Raw genomic sequence first — 20,495 nt, forward strand, 5'->3', positions numbered from 1 at the left:
AACTTGCTTTTACGAGTCATGAACGAATGATTTTAACTTCGCCATGTATGCCTAAGGCAATTATTTCACTCGCCTTGGCAGGTTCTGTTTCCTGCTGACGTATAGGTACGACGTAATCTACAGCCTCCTTTATTTCGTCCGAAATCTCAGAAAAAGTAGTAGGAGAGGGATCGCCTGAAATGTTAGCAGAGGTAGAAACTAAGGGAACTCGTATAGCCTTACAGAGAGCTTGTGAAAAAGTTTCTTGTGTGATACGAATACCTATTGTACGCTCCTCTGGGAGCAAAGAGGGTGCTACGTTGCGCCCTTTGGGATAGATAATAGTCAGAGGTTTGATGGCTGCATCTATGAGGTCGTAAGCTATAAAAGGCACCTCCTCCATTAAGCCTGGAAGTTTTGCATCGGTATCAATCAAAATTAGCATTGATTTACTCTCTGCTCGCTTTTTTATCTGATAAATTCTCTGTACAGCTTGCTCGTTAGTAGCATCACAACCTAAGCCCCAAATTGTGTCGGTAGGTAGAGAATTACACCTCCTTTTTTTATAATCTCGGCAGCCTTTCGCACCGCATCTTTGTAATCTTTGGGTAAAGATTCCATCTCTTTTTAGCTAATTAGAAAATCTATGTGTACAAAAATACTCTTTTTATAAACTATAATAAATAGGTCGTGTGTACCTATTAGAACTAGAACTCCGAATAATATCTGTGTCCAACTTTATTCCCAACCCAATCTTCTTTGCATTGATAAAAACTTTGTGGGATTTCCTATCATGTAATAGGGAGGGGGTAAATCATAAAAAGAGGCTTTTTGTTAGAACTGAAGAATCCTCTCTCTTATTTATTATTAAACATAATACTCATTATAGATATGTGTGCATAGAAATACTCATAAGGAGGTTTTATCTCATGTTTTGGTTAGGAGGTCTCAAGAGCTCCGATAAGTTGGTCAATAGAATTTATATGGTGCCTATTCATATAAGTCTTTAGTTCGTGTACCAAAGCTCCTGATATAGATGGATCAATAAAATTGTAGCAACCTACTTGTACAGCCGAAGCTCCAGCTAAAAGAAACTCTACAACATCAGATATAGTCGCAATACCACCCATACCCACCACAGGTACTTTAACTTTTTGAGCCACTTGCCAAACCATACGCAGAGCTATTGGCTTGACACATGGACCCGATAAACCTCCCGTTATAGTAGAGAGAATAGGACGCCTGGTCTCGGCATCAATAGCCATCCCCAATAATGTATTAATGAGGGAGATACTATCAGCTCCAGCCTCTTCAACAGCAAGGGCAATCTCTGTTATGTCTGTAACATTGGGAGAAAGCTTTACCATCAAGTGCTTAGAGTAAACTTCTCGCACATTTTTTACTACTTCGTACGCTCCTTTGGCAGTAACACCAAAAGCCATCCCTCCCTCTTTGACATTGGGACAAGATATATTGAGTTCTATCCCAGGAATTGATTCTAAAGCATCTATTTTGTGCGCTGTCTCTCTGTAATCTTCTATTTGAGAACCACTTACGTTAACTAAAACGGCTGTTTTATAATCTTTTATCCGAGGATAGATATGTGATACAAAATAGTCAACGCCTTTGTTTTGAAGTCCTACGGCATTGAGCATTCCTGACGGAGTTTCTGCCATACGAGGATAAGGATTACCCTCTCTGGGTAAAAGCGTTGTACCCTTTACGACAATCCCGCCTAACTCATTAATATCTAAAAAGTCGGCATACTCTTCTCCATAACCAAAAGTACCCGAAGCAGTCATTATGGGATTATTGAGGTATAATCCCTTACCTAAATTAACAGATGTCTTTAGTTCCATAATAACTTTTCTCTATTGAATACAGGTCCTTCTGTACAAGCGCATAGATGCCCTTCTGTGGTCTTTTCTACACAGCACAGACAAGCTCCTATACCACAAGCCATTCTATTTTCCAAAGAGACTTCACAAGGATAATCATCTTTCTTAGCAAGTGCAACTACAGCCTTCATCATAGGTAGTGGACCACAGGTGAAAATAGATGAATGTTTACATTGCCAAACAGAGTGATTGGTAACAAAACCTCGCTCTCCCTTGGAACCATCTTCTGTTGTATAGAAAAGACGACCATATTGGGCAAACTCTTCTTCCAATACAATCAAATCGCTTGTTCGCGCCCCCAATAGTATATTGGGAGTTATCCCCTGCTGAGAAAGTCGTTTAGAGAGATACAATAAAGGGGCTATCCCAACACCACCTCCCACCAATAAAGGAGAAGTGCCTACCCATCCAGACTCCAAAGTAAAACCTTTACCTAAGGGGGCAATCAAATCTATTGATGCGCCCTGCCCGTAATCTGCCCATTGATGAGTAGCAATACCGACTTTTTGCACAAGGAGGTCTAAGAGTCCTTTATGCTCGTTAAAGTCACATACTGATATCGGTCTCCGTAGAAAAGCCCCCGATACATCTGCCTCCACCTGTACAAATTGCCCAGGCAAGGGTAAAAAGCCCTGTTTTAATACCTCTGGGGCAATAACGACTCTAAGAAGATAGTAACTATCATTGAGAGATCTATTCTCTACGACGGTTCCCTTTAGGATAAACTTTTTCATCTGAAATACAAATTCCCTTTTCGTGTACTACAAAGGTACAATAAGGTTTCCGTTAGGGTTATTCTTTCCTAACAAAAGATTCAAAACTTCCGTCTGTATAGAAAATTTTTATTTCTTCTATCTTCCGTTGATTCTCTTCTGTGGTAGCTTTGAGAGTATCCCTTACAAGGAGGGAGAGTTGTTCCGAAGTTACTAAAGAGTACTCTTCTTTGGGAAACATCTTGTGCGATCGGTTTACTTCGCCACTGAATTGAGAGCTTAAAGAAGTGTCTGTCGTATCAAAGGAGTCGGAAGAGAATAAACTATCTGAAAAATCGTTTTTTGGGGATGAAGAGTTTATTTCACCAAAAAAAAGCCAAATTCGGTCGTATTCGGGAAAAGCTACAGAGATACGGTTCAATATCTCTAAAGAGGGCTTCACTTTACCTGAGAGTATCTGGCTCAATGTGCTTCGCTGAATATTTGCCTTATCCGCAAAGGTTGCAGGGGTAATATCTAACTTTTCAATCATTGTCTTTATTCGAAGAGTAATCTCATCAAATTGAGTAATAAAATCTGCCATAATGTCATTCTCTAAAAAGCCTTTTTTCTAATTGCAAATATACAATTTGTAATCATGAATGAAAATAGTAGAGATGAAAATATATAAAGGAGGAATAGTAGAAAAACTGAATTTAGACTCTCGAAATATTGTAGTTTTCTCGCAAATAATTCTTTAGCGAATTCTTTGTTTGTAGCATAAGTTTTTGTTTATTAGTGTATTGTACCTAATAGTATAATTTGCTTATATCTTTTTGGATACAAATGCCCTACCCTATCCTCTATATCTATATTTTTCTTTTGTATTTATATGTAATTGTTTGTATTTCAAGGTTATTGTTGAAACTAATAGTGTTGATTGTATTTTCGTTTGTTATTTGTGAAAATATTTATTCGTAATTGCGAATGAGAAATTCTACACCTTCATTGTGATAAATAAAATTGAATTTTCAAGAGGATTGATTACGATTTGTGAATCTAAATGGTGTGTGATATAGTAAAATGACCACTTTTTGTTTGTGAATTCAAATAGCCGTTTTGGGAATAAATATTTGTAATTGGTAATTCTGTCACACATTATCTCAAGAGCATACATCCCACTACTAAAAAGTAATAAGAAGACCTTTTTACAAGACTTGGCAAAGCTCTCATCAAGCATCGCTCTCTATTACGGGCAGGAAGTCTCTCCCTATTCCTCAAAACCATTAATGCTTTTTTCTCTATTCATTAACCCTTTGGGACAAAAGCATTAGTCCTTTATGGGCAAACCATTGACCCTTTTAGAAGCTAAAGAGGAGAGGATTAACTCTTCCCTTTCTCGAAGAAATTGCCCTCCTCTCCTATATAAGTAGAATCTATACGTGTGAAAACTGCTATCTTTGCTCTAGTAAGAAGTAGAGGTTAGTAAACAATAATGAAACCCATATTTAACACGTTAGATCGCTATATTATTAAGCAATTTCTGGGAACTTTCTTTTTTTCGATTTTACTAATTCTCTCTATTGCAGTAGTATTTGACATCAATGAAAAGATTTCTCATTTTCTAAAACCTGACTGTACGCTGTACGAAATCATTTTTCACTACTACATCAACTTTGTACCCTATTACGCCAATTTATTTAGCTCACTTTTTGTATTCTTGGCAGTAATCTTTTTTACGACCAAACTGGCAGAAAAGACAGAGATTATTGCTATGCTTTCGAGTGGAGTGAGTTTTAATCGACTACTGCGCCCCTATATGTTTTCGGCTGCTGTGATAGCTGTTTTCTCTTTTCTTCTTAGTAGTTTCATTATCCCCCCTGGTAATGCTGTACGTACTAAGTTTCAAGACAAATACATTAAAAACAAATTGGTAAAAGAGGCTTCAAGCATCCAACTCGAAGTAGAACCTGACATTTATGCCTATATCCATTACTATAATAGTGATCGTAAGAAGGGCAATAATCTCGTATTGGATTACTTTCAAGACAATACCCTACAAAGCCGACTCACAGCCAAGGAAATTGAATACGATACTCTCTACCAATGGCGTTTGAGTGATTATACGATAACGCATTATGGTAGAGTACGTGACTCTTTAGAGAGAGGCTCTTCTCTTGACACCTTGATACATCTGCAACCGAGAGACTTTCTAATCTCTTCTATTGGAGCAGAGACTTACACAACTCCCGAACTTCATAGTCACATTAAAGAACTAAAACAGCGAGGGGCCTCCAACATCAAGTTGTTAGAAATAGAGCTTCACAAACGCTATGCCTCCATTCCCGCAGCCTTTATATTGACCCTAATAGGCGTGTCGCTTTCTTCACGCAAACGCAGAGGAGGCATGGGGCTCTCTTTGGCTTTGGGTATAGCCTTAAGTGTCTCTTACATATTGTTTATGACTATTGCCTCGACTTTCTCTGCATCAGGCTCTCTTTCCCCTATTGTTGCGGCTCAATTGCCCAATGCGATTTATGCCTTAATAGCTCTCTACTTGTATACAAAAGCTCCAAGGTGATTCGTTTCTTAAGGTAAGAAGATTTATACCATATATAATAGGAATACCTATCTCCACAAAATATTTATCACAAACATTTATGAAGTACCGCGAATTAAAAGAAGTCAGCAGTTTTCTTGCAGAGTATGCCGCCTGTTTATTAGGCTCTGGGGTACATACCTCTCGTACAGAGCGTAATACTAAACGTATAGGACTCTCTTTGGGGACAGATGTTCACCTCAATCTATCAATGAAAACGATGACTCTCACCGTGCGCAATATAGAAACAGGAGAGTCTATAACCGAAGTTATAGATGTACCCCATAAACCAATCAAGTTCTTTCTGAACTCAGAGTTAAGTGCCCTTAGTTGGGAAGTACATGACCGCTCTTTGAACATAGATGAGACCAAACAGCGTTACGACGAGATACTCCTTCGCTCTAATCGACAACCTTTTTGGGTGGCTTGGTTGCTTATATCTCTTTCGAATGCGTGTTTTTGTAGACTCTTTGAGGGAGATTATCTTTCTATGTTAATTGTGGCTATTGCTACGGCCATGGGTTTCTATACTCGTCACTTTGTCGTGAAAAAGCAAATCAACCTTTACATAGCTATTACACTTGCTGCCACGGTCTCTTCGGGGATGGCAGTCTTGGGAGGACATATCTTGCCTACTTTGACAAGTGCTACAGCGGTGGCAACCTCAGTGCTTTACCTTATCCCGGGGGTACCTCTTATCAATGGGATTATTGATATTGTAGAGGGGCACACACTATCGGGAGTTTCTCGTCTCATACAAGGGGGACTTATCGTGTTAAGTATCTCTTCAGGTATGGCTATAACGTTACTATTAACTACTGGTTCCGTTTCTTAACATCTTTACCCTTAGCAAGTACAACTATGGATACTTTAATAGGATTTCTCTCTGATGCTTTCTTTGCAGGCATGGCAGCCGTAGGATTTGCGGCGGTCTCGGTGCCTCCACGTCGAGCTTTTCCCCCGATTGTTGTTTTGGCAGCATTGGGGCACGCTATCCGTTGGTATATGATGCACCATCTTCATACTGATATTGTTGGAGCCTCTCTTATAGCGGCTATTTTGATAGGCTTTGGTAGCTATATCTTTGGTCGATGGTGGGTACATTGTCCGATGACAGTACTCTACATTCCCGCTCTACTTCCGATGATTCCTGGAATGTATGCCTACAATGCAGTGCTTAGCTTAGTACGCTTTGTCATTCATCATAAAGACCCTATCCTCTCGGTACAGTATATGCAAGACTATCTTACCAACTTTACAATCGCAATTACTGTTCTATTGGTTTTGGGTATCGGGTCTATACTTCCTGTCTTTCTCTTGCACAAATCCTCCTACACGCTTTCTCGAAGAAAGAAGTATTAAAGAACGATTGTGTACGTCTCCCAAAAAGGTAATATTGAACCTCTTTTGGGAGACTTTACGAAATAGGCTAAAGTATTCAGAATATACCTTCTATCACATAGAACTTCACTACAAAAACATTCTCTTAAGCACTCTATACAGATGAAAAATTGGACTAAAACAGTTATTATAGTTACCCTCTCCGTACTCTGGAGTAAAGGATATAGCAGTGCGCAGCTAACCTTTGAGGGTGCAGCTTCTACTAAGGTAGAAGTAGTCGCTCCTGGTGCTGGGATAAACGTCTATATGGTCTATCCTCAAGATGGCTCTTTTACCCTCCGTATAGAGGGCAAGAGTACTGATGTTATTAAAAGTTATAAGCAACAAGCCGACGAATATGAGGCAGTAATGGGTGCAACCTTCAGTAATGGAGTGTGGAATATACCTAATGCTCCCTTGGATAGAGGCTACATTGTAGAGCGTACTACCCCATCGGAAGTCTTTTACTTTTGGTTGGTAGACTATCGACGCTACCCTATTCCCACAGAGGGATTATCAATTTTCTATGCTCCAGAGGCACCCTGTCAGCAAGTACAAATTACGGCTTCTACCCCTTTTCAAGATTTTTATTGCTTCTCTCCTAAGGGTGATTTGATACCTATAAAGCGCAAATTCATAGTTCATTTCGATGATTTACTCTACGATGCTACAGAGAAGAAGTTCATACCGAAAGAAACCACGCTTCAAGTAGAACAAAAAGAGGGAGGACTTTCTTTTATCTCTTCTCTAAAAAACACTACGTATAGCGTTAAAGGAGATGACTATACAGAGCTACTGGGAATACAGCAGAAAGTGGTTACGACTCCAACTCTTGCTCCCAATCGACTGGAGATACACCCTCATTATAAGTTAAATGGAAAAGAAGTAGAGGGCTGGGGCAAAGAACTTTCTGCCCCTGTTGAACTTCAGATGGAAGCTATTGTTAATGCGCCTTCTTCGACTTTAGTATCTTGGCGTATTGTGCAGGGCAATCAGGTGAGCAAAGATGCTCCTATTGTTATGCAGTATAATGGGCTTAGCACAGTGCATCGATTTGAGCAAGCTGGGGGATATACGGTGATTCTCGAAGCCTCTTCACAAACGGCTACCTGCCAAGTCGCTGCAGAGCCTGTAACACTTTATATACAAACCTCTCAGCTGGAAGTTCCTAATGCGTTTAGTCCTAATTCTTCTCCTGGAGTAAACGATATTTTTCGAGTTGTACACAAGTCAATCGTTAAGTTCGAGGCGAGTATCTTCACCGAATGGGGCAATCTTCTCTACCGATGGAACGACCCAAATGAGGGCTGGGATGGCACTTATAATGGGCGTTGGGTAGAAGGTGGCGTTTACTACTATATAATTCGAGCCGAGGGAGCAGATGGAAAAAAGTATGACTTGAAAGGTCATATCAATATCTTACAAACTGATTTGCAGCAGCAAATGCCTACACTTTGATGGAAAAACATAGGAACTGCGAGTTAGTATCTGAAAATGAGTGCAAGATTAGTTCTTTCTTTTTTGGGGACACTACCGAATACTTTGACTTTTACATATAAAACTCATTCCTCTGTCGATGAAAAAAGACCGCTACACGAGTTGCTCTGTTCTTTAGAGCTTGTGTAACGGTCTTCAGTCTACTTCTTTCCTCTCAAGCAATGTATTATAAACGCTTTTGAAGTTGTGGTATCATAGAGGTTTTCCATTGGGTAAATTGCCCTTTTTTGATGGCTTCTCGAGCCTCTGCCATTAACTTGATATAAAAAGAGACATTGTGTATTGAAGCGAGTGTTAGCCCTGTTATCTCCTCTGCTTTGAAAAGGTGGTGCAAATAAGCAAGCGTATAACGCTCATCAATAGAAGAGGCACCTCCCAACTCTATCGGTTCAAAGCAATCTTTCCATTTAGCATTCTTGATATTTATAATCCCATTGCGGGTAAACAGTTGACCATTACGACCATTGCGGGTAGGCATAATACAATCGAACATATCTACCCCTCGTTCTATAGCCTCTAATAGATTGACGGGAGTTCCTACTCCCATCAAGTAACGGGGTTTATCTTCGGGAAGTATCTCGTTGGTAACTTCTATCATTTCGTACATTTTCTCTGTTGGTTCTCCTACTGCCAAGCCTCCAATAGCATTGCCATCCGCTCCCAAACAAGCTATATTTTCTGCAGCTCTTCGACGCAAGTCTGGATAAACACAGCCCTGTACGATAGGGAAGAGAGATTGTTGATAGCCATACAGAGGCTCACTATGAGAGAAGGCCTCCCAGCATCGATTTAGCCATCGTTCCGTAATATTCAAAGAGTTTAGAGCATATTGGTACGAAGCATCGCCTGGGCAACATTCGTCAAATGCCATTACAATATCTGCCCCGATGATGCGCTCGATTTCCATAACTCTCTCTGGTGTAAAGAGATGACGAGAGCCGTCTATGTGCGAAGCAAATGTTACCCCCTCTTCCGTAATCTTACGACGATGTGCCAACGAATAGACCTGAAAACCGCCACTATCGGTAAGAATAGGTTTCTTCCAAGTGCCGAATTGATGTAATCCCCCTGCTTGGCGTAAAATATCCAAACCAGGGCGAAGGTATAAGTGATAGGTATTGCCTAATATGATTTGTGCTTGGGTAGCTTCTACCTGTTCCATAGTCAGAGCCTTCACGGCTCCAGCTGTGCCAACGGGCATAAATATGGGTGTTTCTATTGTGCCATGCTCTGTAGTAATAAGACCCGTTCGTGCCGAAGATAGAGGGTCTTTGGCTAATATCTCGTATTTCATGAGCGCAAAGTTACCCTTTTTTGCAGGAAATAGAGATAGAACTATACAGAGACAAATTAGGGTTTCCTCCGTTGCTTATAAATAGGCACGAAGACCAAAATGCCCGATACGATAATTGAAAAGATAGTAAAGAAATTAAGTTGGGCATAGAAAAGTACCATTAGTACGAGGATAACCCAACAGAAAGTGAGGGCTACAATTTGAGAGGTGGAGAGCTTTTTTCGAGGAGAACGCATACAAAAAAGAGCTATCAAATAGATACTTTAGGCAACATATGCTTTTTGACCTCTTCAAAAAGTTCAGGACGAGGTAACCAATAGCGCAAATCTCTGCCTGCTAACAACGCTTCTCTTATTTTAGTAGAAGAGACTTCTATAAAAGGGGCATCTATGGCATAAACAACTTTTGAGGAAAGGGAAGCATCAAAACCAAAGCCATGGCGTGGGTAAACAACCACGGGTAGCAGATCTAATAATGCCTCCCAACGATACCACTTATCAAAGCAAGCCCAGTTGTCCGCTCCGACAAGAAGAGTAAATCTGTGGTCGGGATACTGCTTTTGAAGAGCCAAAATAGTGTGAATAGTATAGTAAGGAGCTGGTAACGTCTCCTCTATAGGACAGCAACGAAAGCGAGTATCTCCCTTGATTGTGGCTTGTATCAATCGACATCGAGCATCGAAATCCAATAAAGAGTGATGTGCTTTCAACGGATTTTGCATAGCTGGTACGAACCAAAGTTCATCGAATCCGAAATCTTCGGTTAATAGATAGTTAGCCAATGCTGTGTGTCCGATATGAATAGGGTCGAATGTACCTGCAAAAACGGCTACTGAAGTAAGATTTTCTTGAGCATACATTCCTCTTGTAGAGGCTCTATTTATAGAATGAACTCCCATTCTGTCAATCCTTCGTATTAATGTCCAATGTACGACAAGCTAAATCTATCTCACTACCCTCTCCTGTATACTTTCCCTTGGCATCGCTAAGTTTAACACACTGTCTCCAAGGCTCTTTTTCGGTCATCTTACAGCGCCATAGTTTCATAACGATATTAGAAGGTTCCGCACCCGTATCATTCGTTAAATTAGTCCCTATTCCAAACGAACAACGAATACGGTCTGCACAATAGTTCTTGATTTCAACCGCTCTATCGACATTAAGTCCATCCGAAAAGATTATATACTTAATCTTAGGGTCTACCCTTAGTTCTTTGTAGCGAGCAATAGCTTTTTCAACAAACTGAAAAGGATCTCCACTATCGTGCCGTAAACTAGTATATAAGAGTGCGTGTTTTTTACTAAAGTTGCTCAGAAAAACATCGGTCGTATAGGTGTCGGTCAGAACTGTTCCCAAATCTCCATCATATACGTTAATCCAATTTTCCATTGCCATGTAATTGGCCATTTTATACCCATAAGTCGCACCGTGAAACTGTATCCATTCATGAGGATGGGTCCCCGATACATTCAACCCATACTTATGAGCAAAATGGACATTACTTGTGCCAAAAAAATGATTGGGGGCATACTCTTTCATGATACGGGTAACTTCGTCTTCAACTTCATAACTAAAGCGACGACGCATACCAAAAAGCGAGAAATCCAAATGTTCTACTTCCAATTTCTTTGCTTTTTCAATAGCTCTATTTCGAGTTTCGGTATCAGGCTCTATGCCCAACTGCTCATAATACAGCTGGCTAACTAAAGCGAGAATTGGAGTTTCCCAAAGCGTTACTCTGTAAAGAGGACCAATGGCATCTATCTCCAAATGTCCCTCTTTGTCCAACCTAATTGACAATTCTTCCGCATTAAAGCGAAATCCTCGTAGCATATCAATGTGAGTGGGTGGTATATAGGGCATACGAGAAGAGATAAAGGTAGCCTCTTCTTCCGATAAAACAATTTGAGACATAGCCTCTACTTCTCGACGCAATAGGCTATCAAACCCCTTGGGATAAACACGATTGTTACGATCTATAAACTTAAAATGCCCAAAAGCATAAGGGAATAACTTGGCATAAGCATATCCCGTTGTAAACTTATAGAGATCCGTATCAAGAAGGCTATTAATAATGGGCATGGTTGTAGATAGATTTAGAAATATAATCGTTTTTCAATCCACATTGTATGTATAGAATTGAGAGACGAAGAGGTGTTTACAATTTCTTCTTCTAATGCACACAAATCTTCCATTTTAGTCTTTTCTGCAATCAAGAGTACAATAGTCGTACTTGCTTCTTTCTGTAACAAAGCCACTTTATCAGAAGGTACGATAAACAGAGAGATGACTTCTTTCGCCTTTTCTTCAGCTAAGAGAGACACATCCTGTACAAAAGCATCAGACATTAAATATCCTGTTCTTAACATTATAGTGTGGCTGTTAGGATAAGTCTTTGTACTGTCTGAATTTTGTAATTCTATAACGCGCACTGTTCGTTCTGTTGATTGGAAGGCTTCTACAATTTTTTCAATCCAATAGTTTGCCTCCTTGGTTGGGGTAGGAGTGGTCAAAATAATACTTTTATTGGGTAATCGGTACTCCTCTAAAGAAGACGTTTTTAATTTGAAGTCTTCATTAATGCGATACAAAAGAGTATCTATGGTCGAGTCTGTACAAGCTCCTCCCTTAGATGTAAAGGAGAGAGGCATGGTCTTTTTCCAGAACTTTGAAAGCTGAGTTTTTTCCAGTATAGTATTTCGATAGCTCCATATTAAGTATATAATTCCTATTGGAATTACAATGGCGAGAAGTAGTAGTATTAGTTTTACATAAAAATTTCCCGGAGGAGCTGGTTGTATCATAGGAGGGTCGGTAACCTCTATCATACGCTCATACATAGCAATTCCTTGATTGGCAATATTTTGAGCCAAATATTCTTCAAATATTTTTTTCTGTTCTCTCTTGACTTCTGGAGAAAGAGAGGTCGTAAAGGGAGAAGCAATTGAATCAATGGAAGCCTGTAAAAGTTGATGTTCTTTGGTTAAATCTTCCATGATATGACGACGTACTACCTCGTTGCACTCTTCCAACATAGCTGATAATACTTGATAAGAGCGACGTTGAGAGCCCGATGTTTTAATTTTTAGGGTAAATACGGTACCATGATGCAAGGAGAGGTTCATATCCCAGTCATACTTAGCCCTTATATCAATTCCTCTTAGGCGATGTACATTAATTGTTTGAGCTAAGTTAAGAGGTGTTCTATCGTACTCGTCACTACCAGGATTATCTGCCATAAGCACGCGACCAAAAGGGGTATCAGCGATTTGTCCAACCCCCTCTATTGTACACTCATGCGCAATATTTATTTCTTGCCCCCTGAAGGTTCCTCTAAAGTTGGACAATTTAGCCTTTCCCTCAGAAAGAAGAAGGTCTAAGGAAAAAGTATCCATATCCTTGGCATCGAGGAAGAAAAGGCGAATAGGCATATTGTTATACACGTCAAATCTCCCCCAAAAATTCTTTTGTGAATATTCGACATCGAACCCCTCTTTCAATCCTGAACGATATATGATATCTGCCGATACCAACCAGCCATATATTTGAGAAGGAGTATAGGCGGGTTTCATACGCCAAAGCAACAGAGCTGATTCTTTTCTGTCAAGATTTTATCTTCCGAAGCCTCGGAAAAGCGAACCATCAAACCAACCTTATACTCCGAGTTTCCAATAACAGTTCTCTTTCCTAAAACGAATATAACTCCTAAAAAGAAGATTATAGAACATAAAAACAGAGGCCATCTATGGAGCATTAGTCTCACAAAAGCCAATAAAGATATCTGTGGGGGGTATTTCTTTTCATCTATTTTCCTTTTAGAAAGTAACGTTGGTTATGAATCTATTATTGTTGTTTTTTGGTCATTATATCTAAAACGAGTCGATCTGTTTCGTTCATTCCTACTCTTCCAATCCCTGTAAGGTTCTCAATGGTACGGTCTACATCGTCATCAACAATCCCCTCATTACTGGTTACCACCTTATGCTCCATTGCTAATAATGCAGAAAACATAGCTGTAGAAACACCACTGGAGACCTTCATACTACAACTTGGTTTGGCTCCATCACAAAGCATCCCTGTAATGTTACCCACCATATTCTTTATTGCAAAACCCACTTGCTCACGAGTGCCACCCATTAAATAGGTAAGTCCACAGCTCGAACCTGTTGCCGCTACCACGCATCCACAAAGAGCGGATAGACGTCCTAACTTTTGCTTTACATAGATAACCATTAAGTTGCTTAAAACCAGTGCTCGAACAGTTTCTTCGTGCGATTTATTCTCCTTACGAGCAAAGGTCAAAACAGGAAGAGTAGCTGTAATACCTTGATTTCCACTACCAGAATTACTCATAACGGTTACAGGCGCTCCATCCATACGAGCATCGCACGCTGCACTTGTATAGGTGAGCATTTCGGTAAGGGAAGAAGTGCCGAGGTAACGCTTACCAAGCTCTCCTTGTATCATTCTGCCCACAGCATGTCCATACTCGCTTTTTAGAGAGTATTCGCTTGCAGCCTGATTGAGGCGAGCAGCCTCCATAATGAACTCTATCTTCTCTAAAGGCGTTTTTGTGGCAAAGTCGTAAACAATACCAAAGGAGAGTTGCAATTCTTCTTTGTTGGACTCTTCTTTGTTAGATGCAGAAAGTAGCGTGGCTCTCTCTCCGAAAAGAGTTTTGTTATCCCTCTCCACAAAGATGATGTTCCTGTGGTTGGAAAGGATTATTACGGAAGAAGAGTGTTGCGCTCCCTTCAGATTGACTTCTATATAGAGCTTGTCTACCTCGCCCTCTTTGAGTTTAATAGCAATAATTTTCTTCTCTACCAAACGTTTAGCTGCCTCAAGTTGTTCTTTAGAGAAATCTTCCAAAACGGTCAACTCCTTTTCAGGTTCAGCAATTATAATGCCGAGAGCTATGGCAATAGGAAGCCCAATCATTCCCGTACCAGGGATGCCTACTCCCATCGCATTCTTTAGCATATTGGCACTAAGAAGCACCTCTATTTCTTTGGGCTCTTCTCCCAGTACTGCAGAGGCTTTAGCGGTGGCTAAGGCTACGGCAACGGGTTCAGTACATCCTGTTGCAGGTATAACTTCGCTCTTTATTAAGTCGATACACTGTTGTTCTATTGATATATCCATTGCTTTATTTCTCAAAAAAGATCTTTTTTCTAACGTCAATTAAGGTTTTGTTATTGTTGCTTTGTACCAGTTGTATAGGAGTGGTATGCCATCCTCTAAGCGAGTCTTGTAAGACCAACCCAAACTATCGAGTCTACTTGTATCGACACTTTTCCTTAAAGTACCATCGGGATGGATACCATCAAAGAGGATAGACCCTTTGAAACCTATTGTTTCGGCTATGATATGGGCAATATCTCTAATAGAATACTCCACTCCTGTAGCCACATTGATATGACAGTTGCGAACAGGTTCGGAGACATCTTTTGGGACAAGGTCTTTGAAAGAAACCTCATTCATTACAAATAGAGAAACCTCGGCTAAGTCATCGCTCCACATAAAGTCTCTAAGTGCTTGCCCCGTGCCCCATAGCTCTACCCTATTAGGCGCAATTCCAAAAGGAGAAAGTAGTTGTACACAATCTTCGATAGAGGTTTTTGGCGTTACCTTAAAGTCCGAAACGGGTCTATAGGTTAAGTCTTTTCTCAAAGTATCTATTTCTCCATTATGTAGAAGATGTGCCAAGTATATTTTGCGCATAATAGCAGGAAGAACATGGCTATTCTCTAAATGGAAGTTGTCTCCCTCTCCATAGAGATTAGTAGGCATAACAGCTATATAGTTACACCCATATTGGAGATTAAAACTCTCACACATTTTTAGCCCTGCTATTTTGGCAATAGCATAGGGTTCATTGGTGTACTCTAAGCTGTCTGTCAATAAATATTCTTCTTTGATTGGTTGAGGGGATTCTTTCGGATAAATGCAGGTACTTCCCAAGAAAAGGAGCTTTTTCACACCATGACGAAAGCTTTCTCCAATTACATTCTGTTGTATTCCTAAATTATTATAGATAAAATCCGCACGATAGCGACTATTGGCACCAATACCACCCACAAAGGCAGCTGCTAAAAAGACATATTCGGGACGCTCTCGCTCAAAGAAGCAACGTACCGCTACACTATCCAACAAATCTAACTCTTTATGCGATCGGGTGATGAGGTGTGTATACCCTTTCTTTTTAAGAAGCCTGTATATAGCACTGCCTACAAGCCCCGTATGACCTGCTATATATATGCGTGCATCTTGCTCCATTGCCATAGCTCCAAAACCTTTACTCAAAGAAGTTACATATTTTGAAACCTCCCTGCTGGAGGTAAGATTCTCGTTTCATTAATTGGATATCGTGCGCCATCATATCGGCAACAATATCTTCCAAAGTATATTCTGGCTTCCATAAAAGTTTCTCTTTTGCCTTAGTAGCATCTCCGAGCAGGAGTTCTACCTCAGTGGGTCTAAAGTAAGCAGGGTCTACAAAAACCAATGCTTTGCCTAATAGAGAGTGTACTATCGAAAGATACTCCATACCCACTCGTTCTATAAAAAGGGTGTCATTGCAAGCGATAAGTATGCCTTGTTCTTCTAATCCCTTACCTCGAAACTCGATGGTCAACCCTATTTCGGCAAACGAAAGACGTACAAACTCACGCACTTCAGTTGTTTTTCCTGTGGCTATAACATAGTCATCAGGCTGCTCTTGCTGGAGGATTAAGTGCATTGATCGCACATAATCTTTAGCATGTCCCCAATCTCTCTGTGCCGAAAGATTGCCCAAAAAGAGTTTGTCTTGAAGCCCCGTAACGATACGACTCACAGAGCGTGTAATCTTGCGAGTAACGAAGGTCTCGCCTCGCATAGGAGACTCATGGTTGAAGAGAATGCCGTTACTCGCGTGTATTCCATATGCTTCACGATAATTGACCGTAATCCAGTAAGCAAATAGTTTTGCACAAGCATAAGGACTACGTGGATAAAAGGGAGTCGTTTCCTTTTGAGGTATTTCCTGCACCAAGCCGTATAATTCGCTGGTAGAGGCTTGATAGTAACGCACCTCCTTTTCCAACCCTAACAGGTGAATAGCTTCCAGCAAACGCAAGGCACCTAATCCAACTACATCTGCTGTATACTCGGGCAGTTCAAAGCTAACTTTTACATGACTTTGGGCACCCAGATTATAAATTTCCTGCGGTCTAATCTGATCTATCAAACGAACCAAACAGGAAGAATCGGTAAGGTCGGCATAGTGTAGATAGTAGTTTTGTTGCTCTACATGAGGGTCTTGGTAAAGATGATCTATGCGCTCGGTATTGAAAAGTGAAGAGCGACGCTTAAGACCATGTACCTCATATCCTTTTTTGAGAAGATATTCACTTAAATAGGCTCCATCTTGCCCTGTAACTCCTGTAATAAGAGCTTTTTTTCGCAAACCATTCATCTCTTTGCAATACTATTTTTGATAGTAGATTATAGAGGTCGCTCCAAGGGTTATAACATCTCCACTTACCAAAGTGTAGCGCTCTCCAGGATCCAATTCTCGGGTATTAACAAAGGTACCCGTCATACTATCATCATCCATAATAATCGCTTCTGTACCCTCTGGTGTGAGGGTTACTGTGATGAGCGTATGATTACGATCCATACTGGGGTCTGAAGAGCGGATAGCTACCTCCAAATCGGTATGCTTATCATTGTATCTGCCCACCCTATTTAAGCCCTCAAAGAGGGGGTAAACAGCGGCATAGCCAAATATATTTTCGACCACGCGTAGCTCGGCTAAAACTTCCTGAGATGAAAGTTCACCCTCTTTTTCTGTCTTTGTCTCCTCTAATGCTTTGCCTTGTGCAGAAGGTAGAGAAAAAGCCAAACGCCTTTTGCATCCAGGACAGGGCATTTCGACATGCCCCCTTTTGTCCATAGCTGCACGAATCAGCCTAATTCTACCCTTTTCTTACAATAGGGACAAACTATATACTTTGCCAATTGAAAATCTCCTCCTCTTATAGTTCAAAATATGTAGAAACTCTTACAGCATATCAAAAGTAGCTATTTTGGACGACATACCCTTACAGAAGCTATATTTAGCTGTATCCTTGCTCGAAAAGAGTATTAAGGCTTTCCAATAGGTTACGTATTTGAGGCAGGAGCGGAGAGCAAGCCGAGTTGTTCACCTTAAATAGGGGGATAGATTGTTCTTTGGGAGAGATGCCCTCTTGCGCTTTTATGCGTTGTACAATCTCCTCTTCGGTGGCTTTATCGCGTAGAGCGATACGCTTTATACGTTCTTCTAAAGGAGCCTCAATCCACACTACGGCATTGCAAAAAACATCCAATCCACTGGGAAAAAGTATAGCACTCTCCAATCCTATCCATCTCTTTTGCTGCCTCTCTCGAAATAGTTCAAAACGTTTCTTAACAAGAGGATGTATAAAACTCTCGACTAAAGCACGAGCCTCGGGTCGAGAAAATATAAGTTGTGCAAACGCTTTGCGATTGAGAGAGCCATCTGAGGTGGCATAAAACTCTGTGCCAAAGTGTGTACTGACAAAATCCTTTACCTCTCCTTCCCCATATAATAACTTAGCTTCTCGGTCAGAGTCGAAAACGGGGATGTCGAAAAAGGACAATAGGCGAGAGAAGACCGATTTGCCACTACCAATACCTCCACTTATCCCCAACACTTGAGGAGTAGTTGTTCTTTGCCCTTCTTTCATTTCGCCTCTTTTTCTAATATATATTGTACCCGAGCTGGTGTTACAGCATATCTAGTAAGTCCTATGGGGGGCTCTTCTATAGAGATAGGCAATAATTGCTCTTGGGTGTTACCATTGCTATTTTGTAGCTGATTATAGTCTACGAAAAGCCTAAAATCTGCTTCCGAAATGGAAGTGTAAAGCGATTTAGGCAATGTAATACGAAGATTCGCTTTGGAGGGGAGCAAACGCAAACGATAGCCCGATGGAAGGTTTTTAACATTGATTGTCAGATCAAAATGCTTTTCTGTAAGCTCTTCAAAAGTAACATTGGTTTTAATCTGATGGGTAGAAAATCGGATATTGGGTATATCTACCAACCCCACGATCGCTTCTACACTGTTTTTTCCCTCTAATTGTTTTATCTCTATTTTTTGAGTTAAGACAGAGGTAATGCTATCGACACCTTGTTTGCTACCATATACTTTTACCATAGAAGGTTCTAATAGTACTTTGGTTATCAGAAATCCATTTTGAGGAGCAATCTCTAAAGCAGATTTTATGGGTACTTCTTTGGTATGCAATCTTGCAAGCTCTACGGATATTTCTCTGGGGTATATAGTTTGTATCTTGGTACCCTGCTCTAATTGTTTCTGCACCCACTGTTCCAATGTGGCATACGACACATAAAAGCGATTTTTAGAGCCTCGTAAAGAGGGAGAAACCACCTTTATATCTATGGGTTGTATAGGGCGAAATGTATAGTCAAAAAGAAGTTCAAACCCCGTTCCCTCAATCTGTACATCAATAGCTTCGGGCAATACTCCCTGCACAGAAAACTCGTTTAGAGATGTGTAGTTTAGAGGTATTTTCAGACTTTTTGTATATGTCATCTGCAAGCTTGTTATGGACCACCAAATAGAAGAAATCAATAAAAAGAATAGGAAAGTCACAAATTTCTTACCCCTGGTTGTTTGTGGTTTTAGAGAAAAGGGGGTATTCTCTTTCTTTCTTTTTATCGTAGTCTTTTGGGTAAATAACTGTAGTTTCATAGCAGATGCCTCTTATACTGGTGATATACTAACAAAAAAGAGTCTAAAATACTACAATGTACCTTAGACTCCTCTTTTTCTATAGTTGGTTATTACTGCTTGGCTACATCTTCAATAGCAGCGTAAACCGATGTCTTTTCTACTCGAATGCGCACATCTTTCGCTATTTCTATAAGAAAATCACGCTCGTTTACTTCGCTAATCTTTCCATGTATTCCTCCTGCGGTAACCACCTTATCGCCAGGTTGCATAGCCTCACGCTTTTTTTGAAGCTCTTTTTGGCGCTTACTCTGAGGACGAATAAAGAACAACCAAAAGATAACAATAAGGACTACCATCATAATGATGGTACCGATGGAACCTCCAAACAAACCTCCCTGTGGAGTTCCTGCAGCTGCAGCGTCTAAGAAAAATAAATTCATCTTCTAAGTAATTAATAATTTCTTTTGCAAACTTACGGAAAAAGTACAAGATAACATCGGATGTTTTGCAGAAAAATGGAGACTATGTGCTATACTCCATATTAAGCTGCAAACATTCCTTTCATTGCCTTTTCCTCTTGACGGATGCGTACAATCAGCAGGGCAATATATATAGGAAGACCCACACAGAGCGTAATCCAAGCATTACAAAGCAAGGCAACACCGATAAGTTCGGGGATAATGTTTAGGTAATAGTTCGGATGACGTACAGTTCTAAAGAGGAAACTCGTCTCTATACGCTGATTGGGTACGATATAGACCTTAAGGGTCCATACATCTCTCAACTTATAGATAACGTAGAATAGCATCACATAGGCAAAGCCCATAAGAGCCGTCCCCCATAGAGAGAAAGAGTTGAACTCTTTGCCCAAAGCATACGCCTCATACAGAGCACTGAAATAAAAGGCAATATGTGCCAATGCCAGGAAGAGGGAGTTTAACTTGCCGTGCTGAACGGCTCCCTTTTTCTGAATATGTTTTTCGTTGCGGATAGAGAACCCAAGAGATGCCAAACGCAAGGCGAAGAAGATAAAAAATGTGATTGTAATGAATTGCATATTAGTTATTGGGTTAGGTTATTCTTGTGTTGTAGCCAAGTAAAAAGCAAGGAGCTTTCCCTTGCTTGGTGCAGGTTATGCAAATGCAAAATAAATGAATTCTCTAAAAATAGAGACCCTCCTTTCGCAATCTCCTAAAGAATAGAGCAACAAAATTGTACTCTGTACCTTCTCTCGAGCCATCCGAACAAACTCTTCTAACCCTCCGTGCTAACTCTTAAAAGGCTTAATCGTTTTGCGCAAAAGGTACGATGGTTGAGCTTGTGCTCTTCACTCTTCATAAACTTTGATTGTTAGGATGGTTATATCTGTTCTTGTACTATCTGATTTGTATCTTCGTACTCCACCAATC

The 20,495-nt window shown here is 40.4% G+C and carries 20 protein-coding genes and 1 pseudogene; 4 read left to right on the forward strand and 17 right to left on the reverse strand.

Annotated features, from left to right (window positions below):
- Nucleotides 1-16: 16 nt before the first annotated feature.
- The 4 genes and pseudogenes from JCM15907_RS10180 to JCM15907_RS01940 all read right to left on the reverse strand — a co-directional run bounded on the left by JCM15907_RS10180 (nt 17) and on the right by JCM15907_RS01940 (nt 3,173).
- Nucleotides 17-600: pseudogene (locus tag JCM15907_RS10180) on the reverse strand (L-threonylcarbamoyladenylate synthase).
- Nucleotides 601-917: 317 nt separating this feature from the next.
- Nucleotides 918-1,838 (reverse strand): dihydroorotate dehydrogenase, encoded by a 921-nt coding sequence (locus JCM15907_RS01930; RefSeq protein WP_025842504.1) that lies wholly within the window; start codon nt 1,836-1,838, stop codon nt 918-920.
- Nucleotides 1,829-2,611: a dihydroorotate dehydrogenase electron transfer subunit gene (locus JCM15907_RS01935; RefSeq protein WP_025842505.1), complete on the reverse strand. Its 783-nt coding sequence runs from the start codon at nt 2,609-2,611 to the stop codon at nt 1,829-1,831. Before JCM15907_RS01935 ends, JCM15907_RS01930 begins: the two co-directional genes overlap by 10 nt.
- 58 nt (nt 2,612-2,669) lie before the next feature.
- The gene (locus JCM15907_RS01940) at nt 2,670-3,173 is read right to left on the reverse strand and encodes a helix-turn-helix domain-containing protein (RefSeq protein ID WP_025842506.1); all 504 of its coding nucleotides are present in this window, start codon (nt 3,171-3,173) and stop codon (nt 2,670-2,672) included.
- Between the two features lie 891 nt (nt 3,174-4,064).
- On the opposite strand from JCM15907_RS01940, the gene JCM15907_RS01955 reads away from it, so the two are divergent.
- From JCM15907_RS01955 to JCM15907_RS01970, 4 genes are all read left to right on the forward strand, one after another.
- Complete coding sequence (locus JCM15907_RS01955) at nt 4,065-5,150, forward strand: LptF/LptG family permease (protein WP_025842508.1); 1,086 nt, start codon at nt 4,065-4,067, stop codon at nt 5,148-5,150.
- 79 nt (nt 5,151-5,229) lie between these two features.
- Nucleotides 5,230-6,003: a threonine/serine exporter family protein gene (locus JCM15907_RS01960; protein WP_025842509.1), complete on the forward strand. Its 774-nt coding sequence runs from the start codon at nt 5,230-5,232 to the stop codon at nt 6,001-6,003.
- A 26-nt stretch (nt 6,004-6,029) separates the two neighbouring features.
- Complete coding sequence (locus JCM15907_RS01965; RefSeq protein WP_025842510.1) at nt 6,030-6,530, forward strand: threonine/serine exporter family protein; 501 nt, start codon at nt 6,030-6,032, stop codon at nt 6,528-6,530.
- Between the two features lie 141 nt (nt 6,531-6,671).
- Nucleotides 6,672-8,006 (forward strand): T9SS C-terminal target domain-containing protein, encoded by a 1,335-nt coding sequence (locus JCM15907_RS01970; RefSeq protein WP_025842511.1) that lies wholly within the window; start codon nt 6,672-6,674, stop codon nt 8,004-8,006.
- Between the two features lie 205 nt (nt 8,007-8,211).
- Here the strand turns inward: JCM15907_RS01970 and tgt are convergent, their stop codons facing one another.
- The 13 genes from tgt to JCM15907_RS02040 form a co-directional block, all read right to left on the reverse strand.
- Nucleotides 8,212-9,339, reverse strand: a complete 1,128-nt coding sequence (gene tgt / locus JCM15907_RS01975; RefSeq protein WP_025842512.1) for a tRNA guanosine(34) transglycosylase Tgt — start codon at nt 9,337-9,339, stop codon at nt 8,212-8,214.
- 56 nt (nt 9,340-9,395) lie between these two features.
- A complete protein-coding gene (locus tag JCM15907_RS01980) occupies nt 9,396-9,575 on the reverse strand; it encodes a hypothetical protein (protein ID WP_036883959.1) in 180 nt (59 codons plus the stop codon).
- A gap of 14 nt (nt 9,576-9,589) precedes the next feature.
- Entirely contained in the window at nt 9,590-10,237 is a 648-nt protein-coding gene (gene nadD, locus JCM15907_RS01985; protein ID WP_242396753.1) for a nicotinate (nicotinamide) nucleotide adenylyltransferase, read from the reverse strand.
- A 4-nt stretch (nt 10,238-10,241) separates the two neighbouring features.
- The gene (gene pncB, locus JCM15907_RS01990) at nt 10,242-11,420 is read right to left on the reverse strand and encodes a nicotinate phosphoribosyltransferase (protein WP_025842515.1); all 1,179 of its coding nucleotides are present in this window, start codon (nt 11,418-11,420) and stop codon (nt 10,242-10,244) included.
- Between the two features lie 14 nt (nt 11,421-11,434).
- Nucleotides 11,435-12,910: a hypothetical protein gene (locus JCM15907_RS01995; protein WP_025842516.1), complete on the reverse strand. Its 1,476-nt coding sequence runs from the start codon at nt 12,908-12,910 to the stop codon at nt 11,435-11,437.
- Between the two features lie 271 nt (nt 12,911-13,181).
- Nucleotides 13,182-14,483 carry an L-cysteine desulfidase family protein gene (locus JCM15907_RS02005; RefSeq protein WP_025842518.1) on the reverse strand — a complete coding sequence of 434 codons (1,302 nt, stop codon included), beginning with the start codon at nt 14,481-14,483 and terminating at the stop codon, nt 13,182-13,184.
- Nucleotides 14,484-14,522: 39 nt separating this feature from the next.
- Nucleotides 14,523-15,617: a GDP-L-fucose synthase family protein gene (locus JCM15907_RS02010; protein WP_025842519.1), complete on the reverse strand. Its 1,095-nt coding sequence runs from the start codon at nt 15,615-15,617 to the stop codon at nt 14,523-14,525.
- A gap of 19 nt (nt 15,618-15,636) precedes the next feature.
- A complete protein-coding gene (gmd, locus tag JCM15907_RS02015) occupies nt 15,637-16,788 on the reverse strand; it encodes a GDP-mannose 4,6-dehydratase (RefSeq protein ID WP_025842530.1) in 1,152 nt (383 codons plus the stop codon).
- A 21-nt stretch (nt 16,789-16,809) separates the two neighbouring features.
- Entirely contained in the window at nt 16,810-17,277 is a 468-nt protein-coding gene (locus JCM15907_RS10185) for an FHA domain-containing protein (RefSeq protein WP_051522322.1), read from the reverse strand.
- A 163-nt stretch (nt 17,278-17,440) separates the two neighbouring features.
- Nucleotides 17,441-18,073 (reverse strand): dephospho-CoA kinase, encoded by a 633-nt coding sequence (coaE, locus tag JCM15907_RS02025; protein ID WP_025842520.1) that lies wholly within the window; start codon nt 18,071-18,073, stop codon nt 17,441-17,443.
- Complete coding sequence (locus tag JCM15907_RS02030; RefSeq protein ID WP_148297422.1) at nt 18,070-18,945, reverse strand: CdaR family protein; 876 nt, start codon at nt 18,943-18,945, stop codon at nt 18,070-18,072. Before JCM15907_RS02030 ends, coaE begins: the two co-directional genes overlap by 4 nt.
- A 251-nt stretch (nt 18,946-19,196) precedes the next feature.
- Nucleotides 19,197-19,526 carry a preprotein translocase subunit YajC gene (gene yajC / locus JCM15907_RS02035; protein WP_025842522.1) on the reverse strand — a complete coding sequence of 110 codons (330 nt, stop codon included), beginning with the start codon at nt 19,524-19,526 and terminating at the stop codon, nt 19,197-19,199.
- A 101-nt stretch (nt 19,527-19,627) separates the two neighbouring features.
- Nucleotides 19,628-20,143, reverse strand: coding sequence for an isoprenylcysteine carboxyl methyltransferase family protein (locus JCM15907_RS02040; RefSeq protein WP_025842523.1), 516 nt, complete (start codon nt 20,141-20,143; stop codon nt 19,628-19,630).
- Nucleotides 20,144-20,495: the final 352 nt, after the last annotated feature.

The sequence above is a fragment of the Porphyromonas gingivicanis JCM 15907 genome, assembly GCF_000614585.1.
In the GTDB taxonomy this organism is placed as follows: domain Bacteria; phylum Bacteroidota; class Bacteroidia; order Bacteroidales; family Porphyromonadaceae; genus Porphyromonas; species Porphyromonas gingivicanis.

Bases quoted from the DNA above. Each gene is read 5' to 3' on its own strand.
- JCM15907_RS01930 (WP_025842504.1), bottom strand. From the start codon at position 1,838: ATGGAACTAAAGACATCTGTTAATTTAGGTAAGGGATTATACCTCAAT.
- JCM15907_RS01935 (WP_025842505.1), bottom strand. From the start codon at position 2,611: ATGAAAAAGTTTATCCTAAAGGGAACCGTCGTAGAGAATAGATCTCTC.
- JCM15907_RS01940 (WP_025842506.1), bottom strand. From the start codon at position 3,173: ATGGCAGATTTTATTACTCAATTTGATGAGATTACTCTTCGAATAAAG.
- JCM15907_RS01955 (WP_025842508.1), top strand. From the start codon at position 4,065: ATGAAACCCATATTTAACACGTTAGATCGCTATATTATTAAGCAATTT.
- JCM15907_RS01960 (WP_025842509.1), top strand. From the start codon at position 5,230: ATGAAGTACCGCGAATTAAAAGAAGTCAGCAGTTTTCTTGCAGAGTAT.
- JCM15907_RS01965 (WP_025842510.1), top strand. From the start codon at position 6,030: ATGGATACTTTAATAGGATTTCTCTCTGATGCTTTCTTTGCAGGCATG.
- JCM15907_RS01970 (WP_025842511.1), top strand. From the start codon at position 6,672: ATGAAAAATTGGACTAAAACAGTTATTATAGTTACCCTCTCCGTACTC.
- tgt (WP_025842512.1), bottom strand. From the start codon at position 9,339: ATGAAATACGAGATATTAGCCAAAGACCCTCTATCTTCGGCACGAACG.
- JCM15907_RS01980 (WP_036883959.1), bottom strand. From the start codon at position 9,575: ATGCGTTCTCCTCGAAAAAAGCTCTCCACCTCTCAAATTGTAGCCCTC.
- nadD (WP_242396753.1), bottom strand. From the start codon at position 10,237: ATGGGAGTTCATTCTATAAATAGAGCCTCTACAAGAGGAATGTATGCT.
- pncB (WP_025842515.1), bottom strand. From the start codon at position 11,420: ATGCCCATTATTAATAGCCTTCTTGATACGGATCTCTATAAGTTTACA.
- JCM15907_RS01995 (WP_025842516.1), bottom strand. From the start codon at position 12,910: ATGAAACCCGCCTATACTCCTTCTCAAATATATGGCTGGTTGGTATCG.
- JCM15907_RS02005 (WP_025842518.1), bottom strand. From the start codon at position 14,483: ATGGATATATCAATAGAACAACAGTGTATCGACTTAATAAAGAGCGAA.
- JCM15907_RS02010 (WP_025842519.1), bottom strand. From the start codon at position 15,617: ATGGAGCAAGATGCACGCATATATATAGCAGGTCATACGGGGCTTGTA.
- JCM15907_RS10185 (WP_051522322.1), bottom strand. From the start codon at position 17,277: ATGGACAAAAGGGGGCATGTCGAAATGCCCTGTCCTGGATGCAAAAGG.
- coaE (WP_025842520.1), bottom strand. From the start codon at position 18,073: ATGAAAGAAGGGCAAAGAACAACTACTCCTCAAGTGTTGGGGATAAGT.
- JCM15907_RS02030 (WP_148297422.1), bottom strand. From the start codon at position 18,945: ATGACATATACAAAAAGTCTGAAAATACCTCTAAACTACACATCTCTA.
- yajC (WP_025842522.1), bottom strand. From the start codon at position 19,526: ATGAATTTATTTTTCTTAGACGCTGCAGCTGCAGGAACTCCACAGGGA.
- JCM15907_RS02040 (WP_025842523.1), bottom strand. From the start codon at position 20,143: ATGCAATTCATTACAATCACATTTTTTATCTTCTTCGCCTTGCGTTTG.